General features: G+C 67.6%; 14 protein-coding genes. 2 read left to right on the top strand and 12 right to left on the bottom strand.

The annotated features are described in order from the left end of the window. Positions 1–16 precede the first annotated feature (16 nt). The 6 genes from AC0CH3_RS13690 to AC0CH3_RS13715 form a co-directional block, all read right to left on the bottom strand. On the bottom strand, positions 17–1,549 hold the full coding sequence (locus AC0CH3_RS13690) for a sensor histidine kinase (protein WP_354300562.1): 1,533 nt from the start codon (positions 1,547–1,549) through the stop codon (positions 17–19). A 5-nt stretch (positions 1,550–1,554) separates the two neighbouring features. Further along, on the bottom strand, positions 1,555–2,151 hold the full coding sequence (ssb, locus tag AC0CH3_RS13695; protein ID WP_354300558.1) for a single-stranded DNA-binding protein: 597 nt from the start codon (positions 2,149–2,151) through the stop codon (positions 1,555–1,557). Between the two features lie 8 nt (positions 2,152–2,159). Continuing rightward, positions 2,160–4,022 (bottom strand): ferrous iron transporter B, encoded by a 1,863-nt coding sequence (gene feoB, locus AC0CH3_RS13700; RefSeq protein WP_354300557.1) that lies wholly within the window; start codon positions 4,020–4,022, stop codon positions 2,160–2,162. Between the two features lie 27 nt (positions 4,023–4,049). Then, on the bottom strand, positions 4,050–4,325 hold the full coding sequence (locus AC0CH3_RS13705) for a FeoA family protein (protein ID WP_056018357.1): 276 nt from the start codon (positions 4,323–4,325) through the stop codon (positions 4,050–4,052). 103 nt (positions 4,326–4,428) lie between these two features. Next, positions 4,429–5,082, bottom strand: a complete 654-nt coding sequence (locus tag AC0CH3_RS13710) for a COQ9 family protein (protein ID WP_333995787.1) — start codon at positions 5,080–5,082, stop codon at positions 4,429–4,431. Further along, on the bottom strand, positions 5,079–6,056 hold the full coding sequence (locus AC0CH3_RS13715; RefSeq protein ID WP_354300555.1) for a DMT family transporter: 978 nt from the start codon (positions 6,054–6,056) through the stop codon (positions 5,079–5,081). Before AC0CH3_RS13715 ends, AC0CH3_RS13710 begins: the two co-directional genes overlap by 4 nt. 50 nt (positions 6,057–6,106) lie before the next feature. On the opposite strand from AC0CH3_RS13715, the gene AC0CH3_RS13720 reads away from it, so the two are divergent. Then, a complete protein-coding gene (locus AC0CH3_RS13720; RefSeq protein ID WP_354300553.1) occupies positions 6,107–7,195 on the top strand; it encodes an alkene reductase in 1,089 nt (362 codons plus the stop codon). 140 nt (positions 7,196–7,335) lie between these two features. Continuing rightward, positions 7,336–7,836, top strand: a complete 501-nt coding sequence (locus tag AC0CH3_RS13725) for a hypothetical protein (RefSeq protein ID WP_354300551.1) — start codon at positions 7,336–7,338, stop codon at positions 7,834–7,836. A 461-nt stretch (positions 7,837–8,297) separates the two neighbouring features. Here AC0CH3_RS13725 and ribH read toward each other — a convergent pair whose 3' ends face one another. From ribH to gltX, 6 genes are all read right to left on the bottom strand, one after another. Then, entirely contained in the window at positions 8,298–8,720 is a 423-nt protein-coding gene (gene ribH / locus AC0CH3_RS13730; RefSeq protein ID WP_333995789.1) for a 6,7-dimethyl-8-ribityllumazine synthase, read from the bottom strand. Beyond that, on the bottom strand, positions 8,720–9,889 hold the full coding sequence (ribB, locus tag AC0CH3_RS13735; RefSeq protein ID WP_056018372.1) for a 3,4-dihydroxy-2-butanone-4-phosphate synthase: 1,170 nt from the start codon (positions 9,887–9,889) through the stop codon (positions 8,720–8,722). Before ribB ends, ribH begins: the two co-directional genes overlap by 1 nt. After that, positions 9,873–10,484: a riboflavin synthase gene (locus tag AC0CH3_RS13740; RefSeq protein WP_333995790.1), complete on the bottom strand. Its 612-nt coding sequence runs from the start codon at positions 10,482–10,484 to the stop codon at positions 9,873–9,875. The genes ribB and AC0CH3_RS13740 overlap by 17 nt, the downstream gene beginning before the upstream one ends. Next, positions 10,484–11,500 carry a bifunctional diaminohydroxyphosphoribosylaminopyrimidine deaminase/5-amino-6-(5-phosphoribosylamino)uracil reductase RibD gene (gene ribD, locus AC0CH3_RS13745; protein WP_354301272.1) on the bottom strand — a complete coding sequence of 339 codons (1,017 nt, stop codon included), beginning with the start codon at positions 11,498–11,500 and terminating at the stop codon, positions 10,484–10,486. Before ribD ends, AC0CH3_RS13740 begins: the two co-directional genes overlap by 1 nt. Then, on the bottom strand, positions 11,497–11,844 hold the full coding sequence (locus AC0CH3_RS13750; RefSeq protein ID WP_056018378.1) for a hypothetical protein: 348 nt from the start codon (positions 11,842–11,844) through the stop codon (positions 11,497–11,499). The genes ribD and AC0CH3_RS13750 overlap by 4 nt, the downstream gene beginning before the upstream one ends. 64 nt (positions 11,845–11,908) lie before the next feature. Next, complete coding sequence (gltX, locus tag AC0CH3_RS13755) at positions 11,909–13,249, bottom strand: glutamate--tRNA ligase (protein WP_465237998.1); 1,341 nt, start codon at positions 13,247–13,249, stop codon at positions 11,909–11,911. Positions 13,250–13,280: the final 31 nt, after the last annotated feature.

A 13,280-nucleotide genomic window follows, 5' to 3' on the forward strand; every position in this document is an offset into this window, starting at 1 on the left:
GGATCGACCGGCGCGATTACCGACTGAATGACGATAGCGGTATCGTGATCGCGACGCACAGCCCGGTCGTGCGCCAGTCGCGAACCACCGTCCCGCCCAGTTGCCGCACCGCGCTCATCTCGATCAACTGGCTCCCGAACCCCGCGCGATCGTCGGGATCGACCACCGCGGGCCCGCCGGTCTCGCGCCAGGTCATCGCCACCAGCGTGTCGCCGCGCTCCAAGGTTATCGACACCGCGCCATCGGCGTTCGACAATGCACCATATTTGGTCGCGTTGGTCGCCAGTTCGTGAAACAGGAGTGCGATCGGCGTAGCCGACCGATCGTCGATCCGCACGTCGTCGCCGCGCACCGCAATCCGGTCCGCTCCGAGCTGCTGATAGGGTTCGAACAGGTCGCCGAGCAGTCCGATGAGGCTGTCCTGTTCCGCATGCGGGCGCGATTGCGCGCTGTGCGGTCGGACGAAATCATGTGCCCGGCCGAGCGCGTTGATCCGGTGCCGAAGGTCGGTCGCGATCCCGGCAAATTCGGGGCGGCCGCGCGCCGAGAAGGTGATAAGCCCTGCGATCACCGCGAAGATGTTCTTGATCCGGTGGCTCAGCTCCTGGCTGATGACTTCGCGCTCTTCATAGGCGAGCTTCTGCTCATGGATGTCGGTGCACGTCCCGAACCACCGCAGGATCGCCCCGTCCGCGCTGCGCACGGGCAAGGCGCGCCCCAGCACCCAGCGATAGGTGCCGTCGAAATGCCGCAGCCGGTATTCGATATTATAGGGCTCGCCGGTTTCGAGCGACTGGCGCCAGACGGCCCAGGCGCGATCCTGGTCCTCGGGATGGAACATGTCGTTCCAGCCCTCGCCATCGGTCGTACCCACGGGGGTTCCCGTGAACTCGTACCAGCGCGCGTTGAAATAGTCGTGGAACCCGTCGGGAAGCGTCGACCACACCATCTGCGGCATGGTGTCGGCCAGCGTGCGGAACTTCAGGTCGCTCGCTTCCAGCGTGCGCCGGGCCTCGGCTTCGGAAACGGCTTGTTCACGCGCGGTGCGGCGATCGTCGAGCCGCCCCATCGCTGCCTTCGCGAGCAGCGTCAGTCCATCGCGCTGGAACCGTGTGAGCCCTTCGCGTGCGTTGGGTGCAAGCACGCACAGCGCTCCCAGCGGAACGCCTTCGCTCGAAACGAGTGGCGCACCGGCATAGAAGCGGACATAGGGCGCGCCGGTCACCAGCGCGTTGTCGGTAAAGCGCGGATCGATGCGCGCGTCGGGCACCTCCATCACGTCATGATGGTGCATCGCGTGCGCACAGAACGACATGCTGCGCGGCGTCTGGTCGAGATCGGTGCCGCTGCGCGAGAGGAATCGTTGATATTCCTCCTCGACCAGGCTCAGCAACGCGATCGGCGCGCCGCACAACTCGGCCGCGAACGCAACGATGTCGTCGAGCTGGCCTTTCGCACGCGCACCCGCGACGTCGTAGGCCGAGATCACGCGCGCGCGCTCGGCCTCGTCGAAACCGACCGACGTCGGAACGGAATACAGCGTCGTCACGGAGCTTAGAACGGAACGTCGTCGTCGAGATCGTCCGAGAAGCCGCCGGTCTGGCCGAAGCTGCCGCCGCGTGCCCCGCCACCGCTGCCGCCACCCGATGGCGCGCTGCCACCACGACCGCCGCCGCCGCCGTAACCGCCGCCGCCACCCGACGAGCCACCGCCGAAGTCGTTGCCGCCGCCACCGCCGGCCCAGTCGTCGCCGCCGCCGCGGCTACCACCGCCGCCACCGCCGCCGCCCTGGCCGCCATTCGGGCCGTCGAGCATCGTCAGTACGCTGTTGAAGCCCTGCAGCACGATCTCGGTCGAATATTTGTCCTGGCCCTGCGCATCCTGCCATTTACGGGTCTGGAGCGCGCCCTCGATATAGACCTTCGAGCCCTTGCGCAGATACTTCTCCGCAACGTTGGCGAGACCTTCGTTGAAGATCGCGACCGAATGCCATTCGGTCTTTTCCTTGCGTTCGCCCGACATCTTGTCCTTCCAGGACTCGGACGTCGCGATGCGCAGGTTGACGACCTTGCCGCCGTTCTGGAACGCCTTGCTCTCGGGGTCGCGCCCCAGATTGCCGACGATGATGACCTTGTTGACGCTGCCTGCCATGATGCCCCTCAGAGGCCGGCGAACACCGCCAGCCAGTATGTAATGCCAGCCATGATGTAGGCGGCGGCGAACAAATAGCCAACCATGAAGGCCGGCCATTTCCACCCGTTTGTCTCGCGGCGGGTGACGGCGATCGTCGAAATGCACTGCGGCGCGAAGACGAACCACATCAGGAAGGCGAGCGCGGTCGGCAGGCTCCAGCGGCCGCGCAGATTCTCGACCATCGCCTTGCCGCCCTGGTTGCTGTCGGGATCGTCGATCGCATAGACCGTACCGATCGCCGCGACCGCAACCTCGCGCGCCGCCATTGCGGGGATCAGCGCGAGCACGATGTCGCGGTTGAAGCCGATCGGCGCGAACACGGGCGCGATGCCGTTGGCGATCCGGCCGGCGGCGGAATAGTCGACCGCCGAGACGCGACTGTTCTCGGGTGGCTTGGGGAAGCTCAGCATCACCCACAGGATCACGGTCGATACCAGGATGATGCCGCCCGCACGCTTGAGGAAGATCCGCGCGCGGCTCCACAGCCCGATGCCGACGTCGCGCCACTGCGGCCACTGGTATTTGGGCATCTCCATCATGAAGCCCGACGACACGCCCTTGGTGACCGTCCGGCGCAGAACCAGCGCGGCGACGAACGCGCCGACGATGCCCATCACGTACAGCCCGAGCATCACCAGCCCCTGCAACCCGACGAACGGCAGCACCTGCGTATTGGGAATGAACGCGCCGATGATCAGCGTGTAGACCGGCAGCCGCGCGGAGCACGTCATCAGCGGCGCGATCAGGATCGTCGTCAGCCGGTCCTTCTCGTCGTCGATCGTGCGAGTCGCCATGATGCCGGGAATCGCGCAGGCGAAGCTCGACAGCAGCGGGATGAACGCGCGGCCCGACAGCCCGACGCTCGCCATCACGCGGTCCATCAGGAACGCCGCGCGGACCATGTAGCCGCTCGCCTCGAGCACGAGGATGAAGAGGAACAGGATCAGGATCTGCGGCAGGAACACGATCACCGCGCCAACGCCGGCGATCACGCCGTCGACCAGCAGCGACCGGAGCAGCGAATCGGCCATCTCGGTCCGGATCAGGCCCTGCACCGCGGTGAAGCCACCATCGATTGCGTCCATGAACGGTTGTGCCCAGCTGAACACCGCCTGGAACATCAGGAACATGATCGACAGCAGCAGCAGCGGCCCGCCGACCGGATGGAGCGCGACCGCGTCGAGCATGTGCGTCCAGCGCCGCACCGGCGTCTCCGACAGCGTCGCCGCGGTTGCGATGTCGCGCGCGCGGCGCTGCAGCGTGACGATGTCGTCCTGCACGCTGCCATCCGACTTGCGCAGCCGGATCGGGCCGTTGACGACGGTCTGCGTCAATACTTCACGCAGCGCGTCGAGACCGCGCTTGCGGACCGCGACGGTCGGGATCACCGGCACGCCGAGTTCGCGTGCGAGCACCGCGGCGTCGAGCTTCAGCCCGTCGCGCTCGGCCAGATCGACCATGTTGAGCGCCACGACGACGGGCAGGCCAAGCGCGATCAGCTGAAGCGTGAAGCGCAGGTGGTTGTCGAGATTGGCGGCGTCGACGACGACGACGAGGGCGTCGGGCAGGCGTTCGCCGTCCTGCGTTCCGGTGACGACGTCGCGCGTGACGCGCTCGTCGGGGGAGGAGGGTTCGAGGCTGTACGCGCCGGGCAGGTCGACCAGCTCGACCGGACGCCCGTCATCGAGCACCAGCCGCCCGGCCTTGCGCTCGACCGTCACGCCCGGATAATTGCCGACCTTCTGCCGCGCACCCGTCAACGCGTTGAACAGCGCGCTCTTGCCGGCATTGGGATTGCCGACGAGCGCGACCAGCGGTGCTGCGTTCATAATGCTATGATGCTGATCGCGCGCTGCTTATTCGGCAGCCGCTGGCGTCAGCGATACGTGGATGGCCCCCGCGACGGCGCGACGCAGCGCAACGGTCATGCGACCGATCCGGCACGCGATCGGGCCCTGGCCCAGCGTCGCGCGGTGCAGGACCTCGACATCGACACCCTCGTCAAACCCCAGTTCGCGCAGGCGGCGTGCCTCCGGACCCGCCAGACGCGTCCAGTCGATCATCTTGACGATCGCATGCTGCTTGCGGGGCAGCGTTTCAAGGCTGACGGAACGGTCGCGGCGAGTGTCCATGATGCGAGTGATTATCAGTAACCCTCCGCAAAGGAAAGCCCCAACCATGCCCTACCATGACAGCGGACGCAGATTGGCCCCGCTCCATCGCCAGCCCGCGCGTTCACGCCGCGGGATAGCGCAGCCGGCCGACAAATCGCGACAGACTGAACCCGTGCTCGGTCCGTTTGAGAAACCCGGCCTTGGCCTTTTCGAACGCCATGATGCCTGCGATCCGCCGCGCGAGGAACGCGCGGGTGTCCACGAATCCTTCGCTGTCGTCGTCGAGGAACACCGTCACCGTCGAGGCATAGACGCCGAGCAGGATCGTCCGCTTGGTATAATGATTATAATCGGTCGCGACATCGCCCGCCGCGCGCCAGATGGTATCGACCGTCCGCCACCCCAGGCGCGCCGCCCGCGCGAGATTCTGCGGCAATGCGAGGATCGCCACCGCCCGCCGCAGCGATTCGCGATCGGCGGCGGTCGCCTGCAGCCGCGCCTCGATCAGCGCGGTGATCCGTTCGCGGATCTTCATCGTCGCGATCCGTTCAGGCGGAACCGCGGCGAGCATCGCGCGATCGATCTCGGCAAACCAAGCGTCGATCATGTCGAGCGCACCGTCTTCGAACGCGAGCGCGGCGACGTCGGTGTCGATCCCCGCCGCATCCGCCGCCATGTCGCGCGCGGCGTCGCTCCAGCCATCGAACGCGGCGTTGGCGGCGATCCCGGGGCTGAGCTGAACGCGGATTTCGTCGAGCGTGAGGTCTTGGGTCATACCGTCTCCTGCCGTCCAAGATCAGGCGTGTCGAGCGCCTCTTCAATAGGGGGGTGATCCGCGGGCGTCCGGCGTACCAGCACCAGTGCGATCGCGACCATGACCACGCCGACGAGATCGGGCAGGCCGAGCCGCTCGCCATAGACGATCCAGCCGACCGTCCCCGCGACCACCGGCTGGATCAGCAGCGCGATCCCGATCACCAGCGGCGAAAACCGGCCCAGTGCATAGATCATCAGCCCCTGGCCCAGCACCTGGCTGCACAGCGCCAGACCGATCAACGGACCCCAGTGCACCGGCACGATCCGCTCGCCCATCGCCAGCGCGAACACCAGCAACGGCACGATCCCCGCCAGCGTCGACAGCACCAGCGCGGATAAGGGGGCAAGCGTCGTCCGCGCGCGCGCCATCAGGATGAAATAGACCGTGTAGAGCAGCCCCGCGAGGATGCAGAGCAGGTCACCCGCGAGATTCTTCGCATCGAGCTGATAGGACCGCCCGAGCAGCAGCGCCGCACCCGCCGCCGCGAGCATCAGCGCCCAGCCCTGTGTCCGCGTCGGCCAGGTCCGCGCCACGAGGAAGCCGTAGATCGGGAACATCAGCGTCGCCGCGTTGCCGAACAGCGTCGCGTTGGCGAGCGTGGTGCGCAGGATGCCGAGATGCCAGCTGCCGAGATCGGCGGCAAAGCACACGCCGCCCGCGATCAGCCCGATCCAGACGCCGCGCCCGAGCCGCATCGGCCGCGCGCCCTGCTGCGCCGCGAGCAGGACGAGAAACGGCACCGCCAGCGTGAGTCGCCAGAACCCCGCCGCGACCGGTCCGACCTCGGTCGCACGGACGAACCACGGCCCGAATGCGAGCGCGACGTTGGCGATCAGCAGCGCGCCGAATGCGAGCGTGCCGGGGGCGGCAAGCGCCGTTGTCGTTGGCGTTTCGGGCACGCTAGATATTCTTTGCGGGGCGGGGCGATGCATGCCGCGCTGTAGCGTCCTATCTTGCCCCCGTCAGGCATTAAGGAGCCCCCATGCCAAGCCTTTTCGATCCCATCACACTCGGCGCCGTCGACGCGCCCAACCGCATCCTCATGGCGCCGCTCACCCGCGGACGTTCGGACAAGGACGCCGTCCCGTCCGACCTCATGATCGACTATTATACGCAGCGCGCGAGCGCCGGGCTGATCATCTCGGAGGCCACCGGTATCAGCCGCGAAGGCCTGGGCTGGCCATTCGCGCCGGGTCTGTGGACGCAGGCGCAGGTCGACGCGTGGAAGCCCGTCACCGAATCGGTCCACGCAGCCGGCGGCCGGATCATCGCGCAGCTCTGGCACATGGGTCGCCAGGTCCATTCTTCGGTGATCGGCGGCCAGCCCGTCTCGTCGTCCGCGACGAAGACCGAAGGCCAGGCGCACACGTTCGAGGGCAAGAAGGATTTCGAGGTCGCGCGTCCGCTCGAACTCGACGAGATCCCGCGGCTGCTCGAGGACTATGAACTGGCGACGAAGAACGCGCTCGCCGCGGGTTTCGACGGCGTCCAGATCCACGCCGCGAACGGCTATCTGATCGACCAGTTTCTGCGTGACAACGCGAACAGCCGCACCGATGAGTATGGCGGCAGCATCGAGAACCGCATCCGCCTGCTTCGCGAAGTCGCCGAGCGCGTGATCTCGGTCGCGGGCGCCGATCGCACCAGCGTCCGCCTCTCGCCCAACGGCGATTCGCAGGGCGTCGATGACAGCAACCCCGAGCCGCTGTTCACCGCCGCCGCCAAGGCGCTGTCCGATCTCGGCATCGCGTTCCTCGAACTGCGCGAGCCCGGCCCCGACGGCACGTTCGGCAAGACCGATGTGCCAAAGCTGAGCCCGGCGATCCGCAAGGTGTTCAAGGGCGTGCTCGTCGTGAACTCGGACTATGACACGCTCGAAAAGGCGCAAGCCGAACTCGATACGGGCGTTGCCGATGCGATCAGCTTCGGGCGGACGTTCATCGCGAACCCCGACCTGCCCGAGCGTCTGCGCACGGGTGCGCCGCTGGCGCAGGATAACCCGAAGACCTGGTACAGCCAGGGTCCCGAGGGATATATCGACTATCCGGCGCTCGAAACCGCGGACGCGTAACGCGTTCGTGCCCGCCCTGCGGCGAAGGCTGCGGGGCGGGCGACCACCTGCAATGCGTCCGATTGTCAGCGGTGACGGCATCGCCTAGCAGCGCGCACGCCGCGCCGCTGATGGCGCGCCGATGACGACAGGACGACGATATGACCGACGGCTGGCCGAGCGGGGGCAGGGGGGCAGGGCCACTCTTGCCCGGGACGGCCGACCGCGCCGCACGACGGGCCGAGGAACGGGCAAGCGAGCGCGAGCAGCGCGCGCGCGACCGCCTCGCCGGCGCCGAGCAGCGTGCCGAATCGAGGGCCGCGCAGCGCGAGGCCCAGTCGCAGGAGCGTGAACGTGCGCGTGAACTGCGCCGGGCCGAAGAGGCGCAACGGATCCAGGCCCGGCTCGACGCACCCCCCGCCAACGACGAGGAAGCGCTCAAGATCGCCAAGCGGCGCAGTTCTGGCGCCCGCGCGCGCAGCGGCGAAGAGAGCAAGACGCAGCGCGACACGCGCGGCTACACCACCATCCAGGACCCCGCCCGCATCCGCACCCTCGCCGCTCGGGGCGCCTCGGTGACGGGTCTCGCCGCTGCATTCGGGATCACGGTCGAACAGGTCGAAGCGGCGTTGCGCGAGCAGGATCCGGCGGCTGACGCATAGAGGCGGGTCGGATCACTGGACGCCGTGAGGCATATGGGAATAGGCTGTGCTCGATACAGTCTGTGCCCGAACGGGGATCTGCACGATGCTGACGGTTGTCGCTCTGATCGTTGCCGCACCGCAAGCCTGTACTACGGTGCACCAGCAATGTCGGGCGTGCACGACAATCGATGGCACGCACCGTTGCTCCAATATCGGGATCGCGTGTCAGCCTTCGCTACGTGTCTGTACGCCAAAGGACGGCGTACGGCCGCAGGGTGGTCCGGAGGCCGCCGGCCCCCGTTCTCGACCAGCGAAGAAGACGACTGACGCTTAGAAGCGGCCCGCGCGCGACGGCGAACCCTGCGCCAGCAGGAGGGCCATCGGCAGCCTCGCTGCGATCACCGTGTGCCTTAGTCATACCCAAGGACCCCGCGATCGTCGGGCCGACCGGGATCGGCGCCGAGGTTGTACCCTCTCGTTTACGGAATGAACCGGTCCTTCAGCGCGAGCATCGCCAGTGCCGCCTTCGCCGCGCCGCCGCCCTTGTCTCCCTCGGTCGGGCGGGCACGGGTGAGCGCCTGCGCTTCGTTCTCGGTGGTCAGGATGCCATTGCCGATCGGCAGCCCGTCCATCGTCAGCGCCATGATCCCGCGTGCACTCTCGCCCGCGACGATCTCGAAATGATAGGTCTCGCCGCGGATCACGACGCCCAGCGCGACATAGGCGTCATAGGTCTCGCTCTCCGCCGCCAGCGCGATCGCGCCGGGGACCTCGAGCGCGCCCGGAACGGTGATCGTCTCGTGACTGTGCCCCGCGGCCTCGATCGCCGCGCATGCGCCCTCGATGAGCAGGTCGTTTAGATGGTCGTAGAAGCGTGCTTCGACGATGAGGATATGCGCCATCAGTAAGCAGCCTTTTCGGTATCGAGGGGGGCGATCGGACGTTCGCCGACGATCGACAGGCCATAGCCGTCAAGCCCGACCAGCGTGTGATGCGTGTTGGTGATCAGCACCATGTCGTGCACGCCGAGTTCGGTCAGGATCATCGCGCCGACGCCATAGTCGCGCAACTCCTCCATGTCCGGCGTGATCTCCGCACCGGCTTTTTTGAGCACCGCCGAGGTGAACGCGTTGCCGCGCGGGCGGTTGATGACGACGATCACGCCCGCACCCTCGTCGGCGATCATCTGCATCGACCGCGCGAGGATCCGCCCGCGGTCGCCCGATTCGCCGAAGATGTCCGCGAACGGCGACAGCGCGTGCATCCGGACCAGCGTCGGCTTGGCAGGATCGATCCGCCCCTTGACCAGCGCGACCTGCTCGGTGCCCGTCGCCTTGTTCCAGAACGTCAGCGCGCTCCAGCCACCGCCCCATTCGCTGGTGAACTCGGCCTCGGCGCGCTTTTCGACGAGATGGTCGTAGCGGCGGCGATACGCGATCAGGTCGCGGATCGTGCCGATCTTGATGTTGTGGAACTGCGCGAAGGTGACGAGGTCGTCCATCCGCGCCATCGTCCCGTCCTCGTTCATGATCTCGCAGATCACGCCCGAGGGGTTCAATCCAGCAAGCCGCGCGACGTCGACCGCCGCCTCGGTATGGCCGGCGCGGATCAACACGCCGCCGTCGCGCGCGACCAGCGGGAAGACATGGCCGGGGGTGACGATGTCCGCCTTCTGCTTGGTCGCATCGATCGCCACCGCGATGGTGCGCGCGCGGTCCGCCGCCGAAATGCCCGTGGTGACGCCTTCGAGTGCCTCGATAGACACGGTGAACGCGGTTTCGTGCCGCGTGCCGTTGTTGCGGCTCATCAGCTCGAGCCCGAGCTCCTCGGTCCGCGCCTTGGTCAGCGCGAGGCAGATCAGTCCGCGGCCATATTTGGCCATGAAGTTGATCTTCTCGGGCGTCGCCATCTGCGCGGGGATGACGAGGTCGCCCTCGTTCTCGCGGTCCTCGTCATCGACGAGGATGAACATCCGGCCGTTGCGCGCCTCGTCGATGATCTCCTCGGGGCTCGACAGATAGCCGTGCTTCAGGCGCCCGAGTTCGGCGGTACGTTCAGCGGGCAGAGGCACGGTAATGCTCCATTCTTTGGAGGTAGCGGGCGAGGACGTCGATCTCGATGTTGACCGACTGTTCCACGTGGATCGTACCGAGCGTCGTGACCGCCCAGGTGTGCGGGATGATGTTGAGGCCGAATTCGACCTCGCCATCGACGTCCTGAACGCTGTTCACGGTCAGCGAGACGCCGTCGACCGTGACCGAGCCCTTGGCCGCGATGAACGGCGCGATCTCGGCGCCGGCGCGGATCTGGACGCGGTGCGAGCCGCCTTCCTCGGTCACCGCGACGACCGTGCCGAGTCCATCGACATGGCCCGTGACGATATGCCCGCCAAGCTCGTCGCCAAGCTTCATCGCGCGTTCGAGGTTGAACTTGCGACCCAGCGTCCACTGGTCCCTGGCGGTGCGGCTGATCGTCTCGCTCGAGACGTCGACCGCGAACCAGTGCGGCCCCTTGTCGACGACGGTCAGGCATACGCCCGAACAGGCGATCGACGCGCCGAGATCGACCGTGGCGGTATCATAGGCGGTGCTGACGACGACGCGGGTGTCGCCGCGCGACTCCACGGTTGTGACGGTGCCGATGTCGGTGACGATTCCGGTGAACATTATCCCTCGTTTCGTTCGCGCTCGTAGACCTCGAGCCGGTCGCTGCCAAGTTGCCGTGAATCGACGATCGCCCAGCGGCCATGCGCCTTGCCGAGATCGGTCAGGCCGATATCGCCGAGCGCATGTTTTCCGCCCCCGATGAGGATCGGCGCGCGGTACAGCAGAAGCCGGTCGACCAGGTCGGCGGCAAGAAACGCGGACGCTACGGCCGCGCCGCCTTCGACGAGGACATGGTCGACGGGAAGCTCCGCAATCGCGCGCGGTTCGGCGATGACGTGCCACGCCGGACCCAGCGTATCGACGGGATGGGGGAGGGCCGCGCGTGTCCGTGACAGCATCACGCGAATCGGCGACCGATCCTCCAGACCGGGCAGCCGGACGTCGAGTCGCGGCGCATCGGTATCGTACGTGCCGCGCCCGACGAGAATCGCCTCGTGGCGGCTGCGCTCAAGATGTGCGTGCGCGCGCGCCTGCGGCCCGGTGATCCACCGGCTCGACCCGTCGGTCAGCGCGATGCACCCGTCGAGCGAGGTGGCAAGCTTCAGCGTCACGTGCGGCCGCCGCGCCGTGCGCCGCGTGAGGAAGCCCGCCATCGACCGCGCGGCGGCCTGCGCCTCCATGCCGGTATCGACGTTCACACCGGCGGTACGCAGTCGCGCAAAACCCTGTCCGGCGGTCCGCGGATCGGGGTCCTCGAGCGCCGCGACGACGCGTGCGACCCCCGCCGCGATCAGCAGGTCGCTGCAGGCGGGGCCGCGCGGCGACACATGTGCGCAAGGTTCGAGCGTCACATAGGCGGTCGCGCCGCGTGCCCGCGGGCCTGCCTGCGCGAGCGCCATCGCCTCGGCATGGGGCCGGCCACCGGGCTGCGTCCAGCCACGCCCGACGACGCGACCGTCCGCGGCGACGATCACGCACCCGACATTGGGATTGGGGGCGGTCCGACCGCGGCTCCGCCCGGCGAGCGCGATCGCTGCGCCGATGAACCGCGCGTCACCGGGACTGGCGCGGCTCAGATGCCCATGGCCTTGAGCTTGTCGTCCATCCGCTTGAACGACGCGCGGGTTTCTTCCTCGCGCTTCTTCTGCTCGGCGATTCGCGCCGCCTTGATCGGCGCGTCGATCTTCTGCTGCGCAAGGATCTGTTCGTCGGTGCGATCCGCTGGCCACTGCTCGACATAGACGATGTTCGGCCGATACTCGCGCTCGGCGTAGCTGTCCTTCGAGAAGGCGTAGATCAGGAACCCCGTGACCAGCATCGCCAGCGCGAGGAAGCCGAGCTCGTACGGCTGCCGGTGGCTGAAGAAGAGACGGAGATCGCGATAGGCGCGAACCGGGGAAAAACGACTGAAAAAGCCCATGCGCGTCAAGATAGGCATCCCGCCCCGGCGAGGCCAGTCCTGCAAGCGCAACTTCGCACGCCCGTCAGTCCTCCCGCGCGCCCAATCGGGCGAGCGCCCGTTCGCGACCGATCAGCGGCAGCAGCGCCGCCATGTCCGGCCCGTGGTCCCGCCCGGTCAGCGCACGCCGGAGCGGCAGGAACAGCGCCTTGCCCTTGCGCCCGGTTTCCGTCTTCAGCCGGCCGGTCAGCGCATGCCAGGGGTCGTTCGACCAGTCGATCGCCGCGGCGGCGGCATGCGCCTGGTCGAGATAGGCGCGCTCCGCATCGTCCACTGCGCTGCCGATCGCGACCGGTCCCTCGATCACGCCCCACCAGTCCGCTGCGTCGGCAAGTGTCACCAGGTTCGGCTGCACCGCCTCCCACGCCTGCGCATCCATCCCCGCAGGCAGACGATCCGCAACCGCGGCATAGGGCAGCGCGTGGAGGATGCGCGCGTTGACCTGCGACAGTTCGGCCTCGTCGAACCGCGCCGGCGCGCGCCCGAACCGTGCAAAATCGAACGTCGCGATCAGCGGTGCCGCGTCGGCGATCGGCTCGACCGGGTCGCTCGTCCCGATCCGAGCGAGCAGCGCCCGGATCGCCTGCGGCTCGATGCCGATCTCGCGGAAATGATCCGCGCCGAGCGAGCCGAGGCGTTTCGACAATTTGCCCTCCGCGCCCGTCAACAGCGCCTCGTGCGCGAACCGCGGCGGCGCCACGCCGAGCGCATCGAACATCTGCAGCTGAAGTGCGGTGTTGGACACATGATCCTCGCCACGCACGACATGGCTGATCCCCATATCGGCGTCGTCGATCGCGGAGGGCAGCATATAGAGCCATGATCCGTCCGCGCGGCGGATCACCGGATCGCTCATCGTCCGGGCCTCGAAATGCTGTGGCCCGCGGATCAGGTCGTCCCACGCGATCGGGGCGTCGTGATCCAGCTTGAACCGCCAGTGCGGCGCAACGCCCTCGCGTTCGAATGCCGACTTCTGTTCATCGCTCAGCGCGAGCGCGGCACGGTCATAGATTGGCGGCAACCCCCGACCCGCGGCGATCTTGCGCTTGAGGTCGAGCTCCTGCGCGCTTTCATAGGCCGGATAGACATGCCCGCTCGCGACCAGCGCCGCGAACCGCGCTTCGTACAGCGCAAAGCGGTCGGATTGCCGCTCCTCGCCGTCGGGCGTCATGCCGAGCCAGTCGAGATCCGCGCGGATCGCCTCGACGAACCGCTCTTCGCTGCGCGCCGCATCGGTGTCGTCGATCCGCAGGATGAACCGGCCGCCATTGGCACGCGCAAACATCCAGTTGTGAAGCGCGGTGCGGATATTGCCGACGTGGAGCCGGCCGGTGGGCGAGGGGGCGAAACGCGTGGTGACGGTCATCCCCGTGCTCTACGAACCCCGGCGCGTGCGG

The organism is Sphingomonas sp. AC449 (genome assembly GCF_979253475.1).

Excerpts from the sequence above, each read along its gene's own strand:
- ssb (WP_354300558.1), bottom strand. The coding sequence starts at position 2,151 with ATGGCAGGCAGCGTCAACAAGGTCATCATCGTCGGCAATCTGGGGCGC.
- feoB (WP_354300557.1), bottom strand. The coding sequence starts at position 4,022 with ATGAACGCAGCACCGCTGGTCGCGCTCGTCGGCAATCCCAATGCCGGC.
- AC0CH3_RS13705 (WP_056018357.1), bottom strand. The coding sequence starts at position 4,325 with ATGGACACTCGCCGCGACCGTTCCGTCAGCCTTGAAACGCTGCCCCGC.
- AC0CH3_RS13710 (WP_333995787.1), bottom strand. The coding sequence starts at position 5,082 with ATGACCCAAGACCTCACGCTCGACGAAATCCGCGTTCAGCTCAGCCCC.
- AC0CH3_RS13715 (WP_354300555.1), bottom strand. The coding sequence starts at position 6,056 with ATGCATCGCCCCGCCCCGCAAAGAATATCTAGCGTGCCCGAAACGCCA.
- AC0CH3_RS13720 (WP_354300553.1), top strand. The coding sequence starts at position 6,107 with ATGCCAAGCCTTTTCGATCCCATCACACTCGGCGCCGTCGACGCGCCC.
- AC0CH3_RS13725 (WP_354300551.1), top strand. The coding sequence starts at position 7,336 with ATGACCGACGGCTGGCCGAGCGGGGGCAGGGGGGCAGGGCCACTCTTG.
- ribH (WP_333995789.1), bottom strand. The coding sequence starts at position 8,720 with ATGGCGCATATCCTCATCGTCGAAGCACGCTTCTACGACCATCTAAAC.
- AC0CH3_RS13740 (WP_333995790.1), bottom strand. The coding sequence starts at position 10,484 with ATGTTCACCGGAATCGTCACCGACATCGGCACCGTCACAACCGTGGAG.
- AC0CH3_RS13750 (WP_056018378.1), bottom strand. The coding sequence starts at position 11,844 with ATGGGCTTTTTCAGTCGTTTTTCCCCGGTTCGCGCCTATCGCGATCTC.
- gltX (WP_465237998.1), bottom strand. The coding sequence starts at position 13,249 with ATGACCGTCACCACGCGTTTCGCCCCCTCGCCCACCGGCCGGCTCCAC.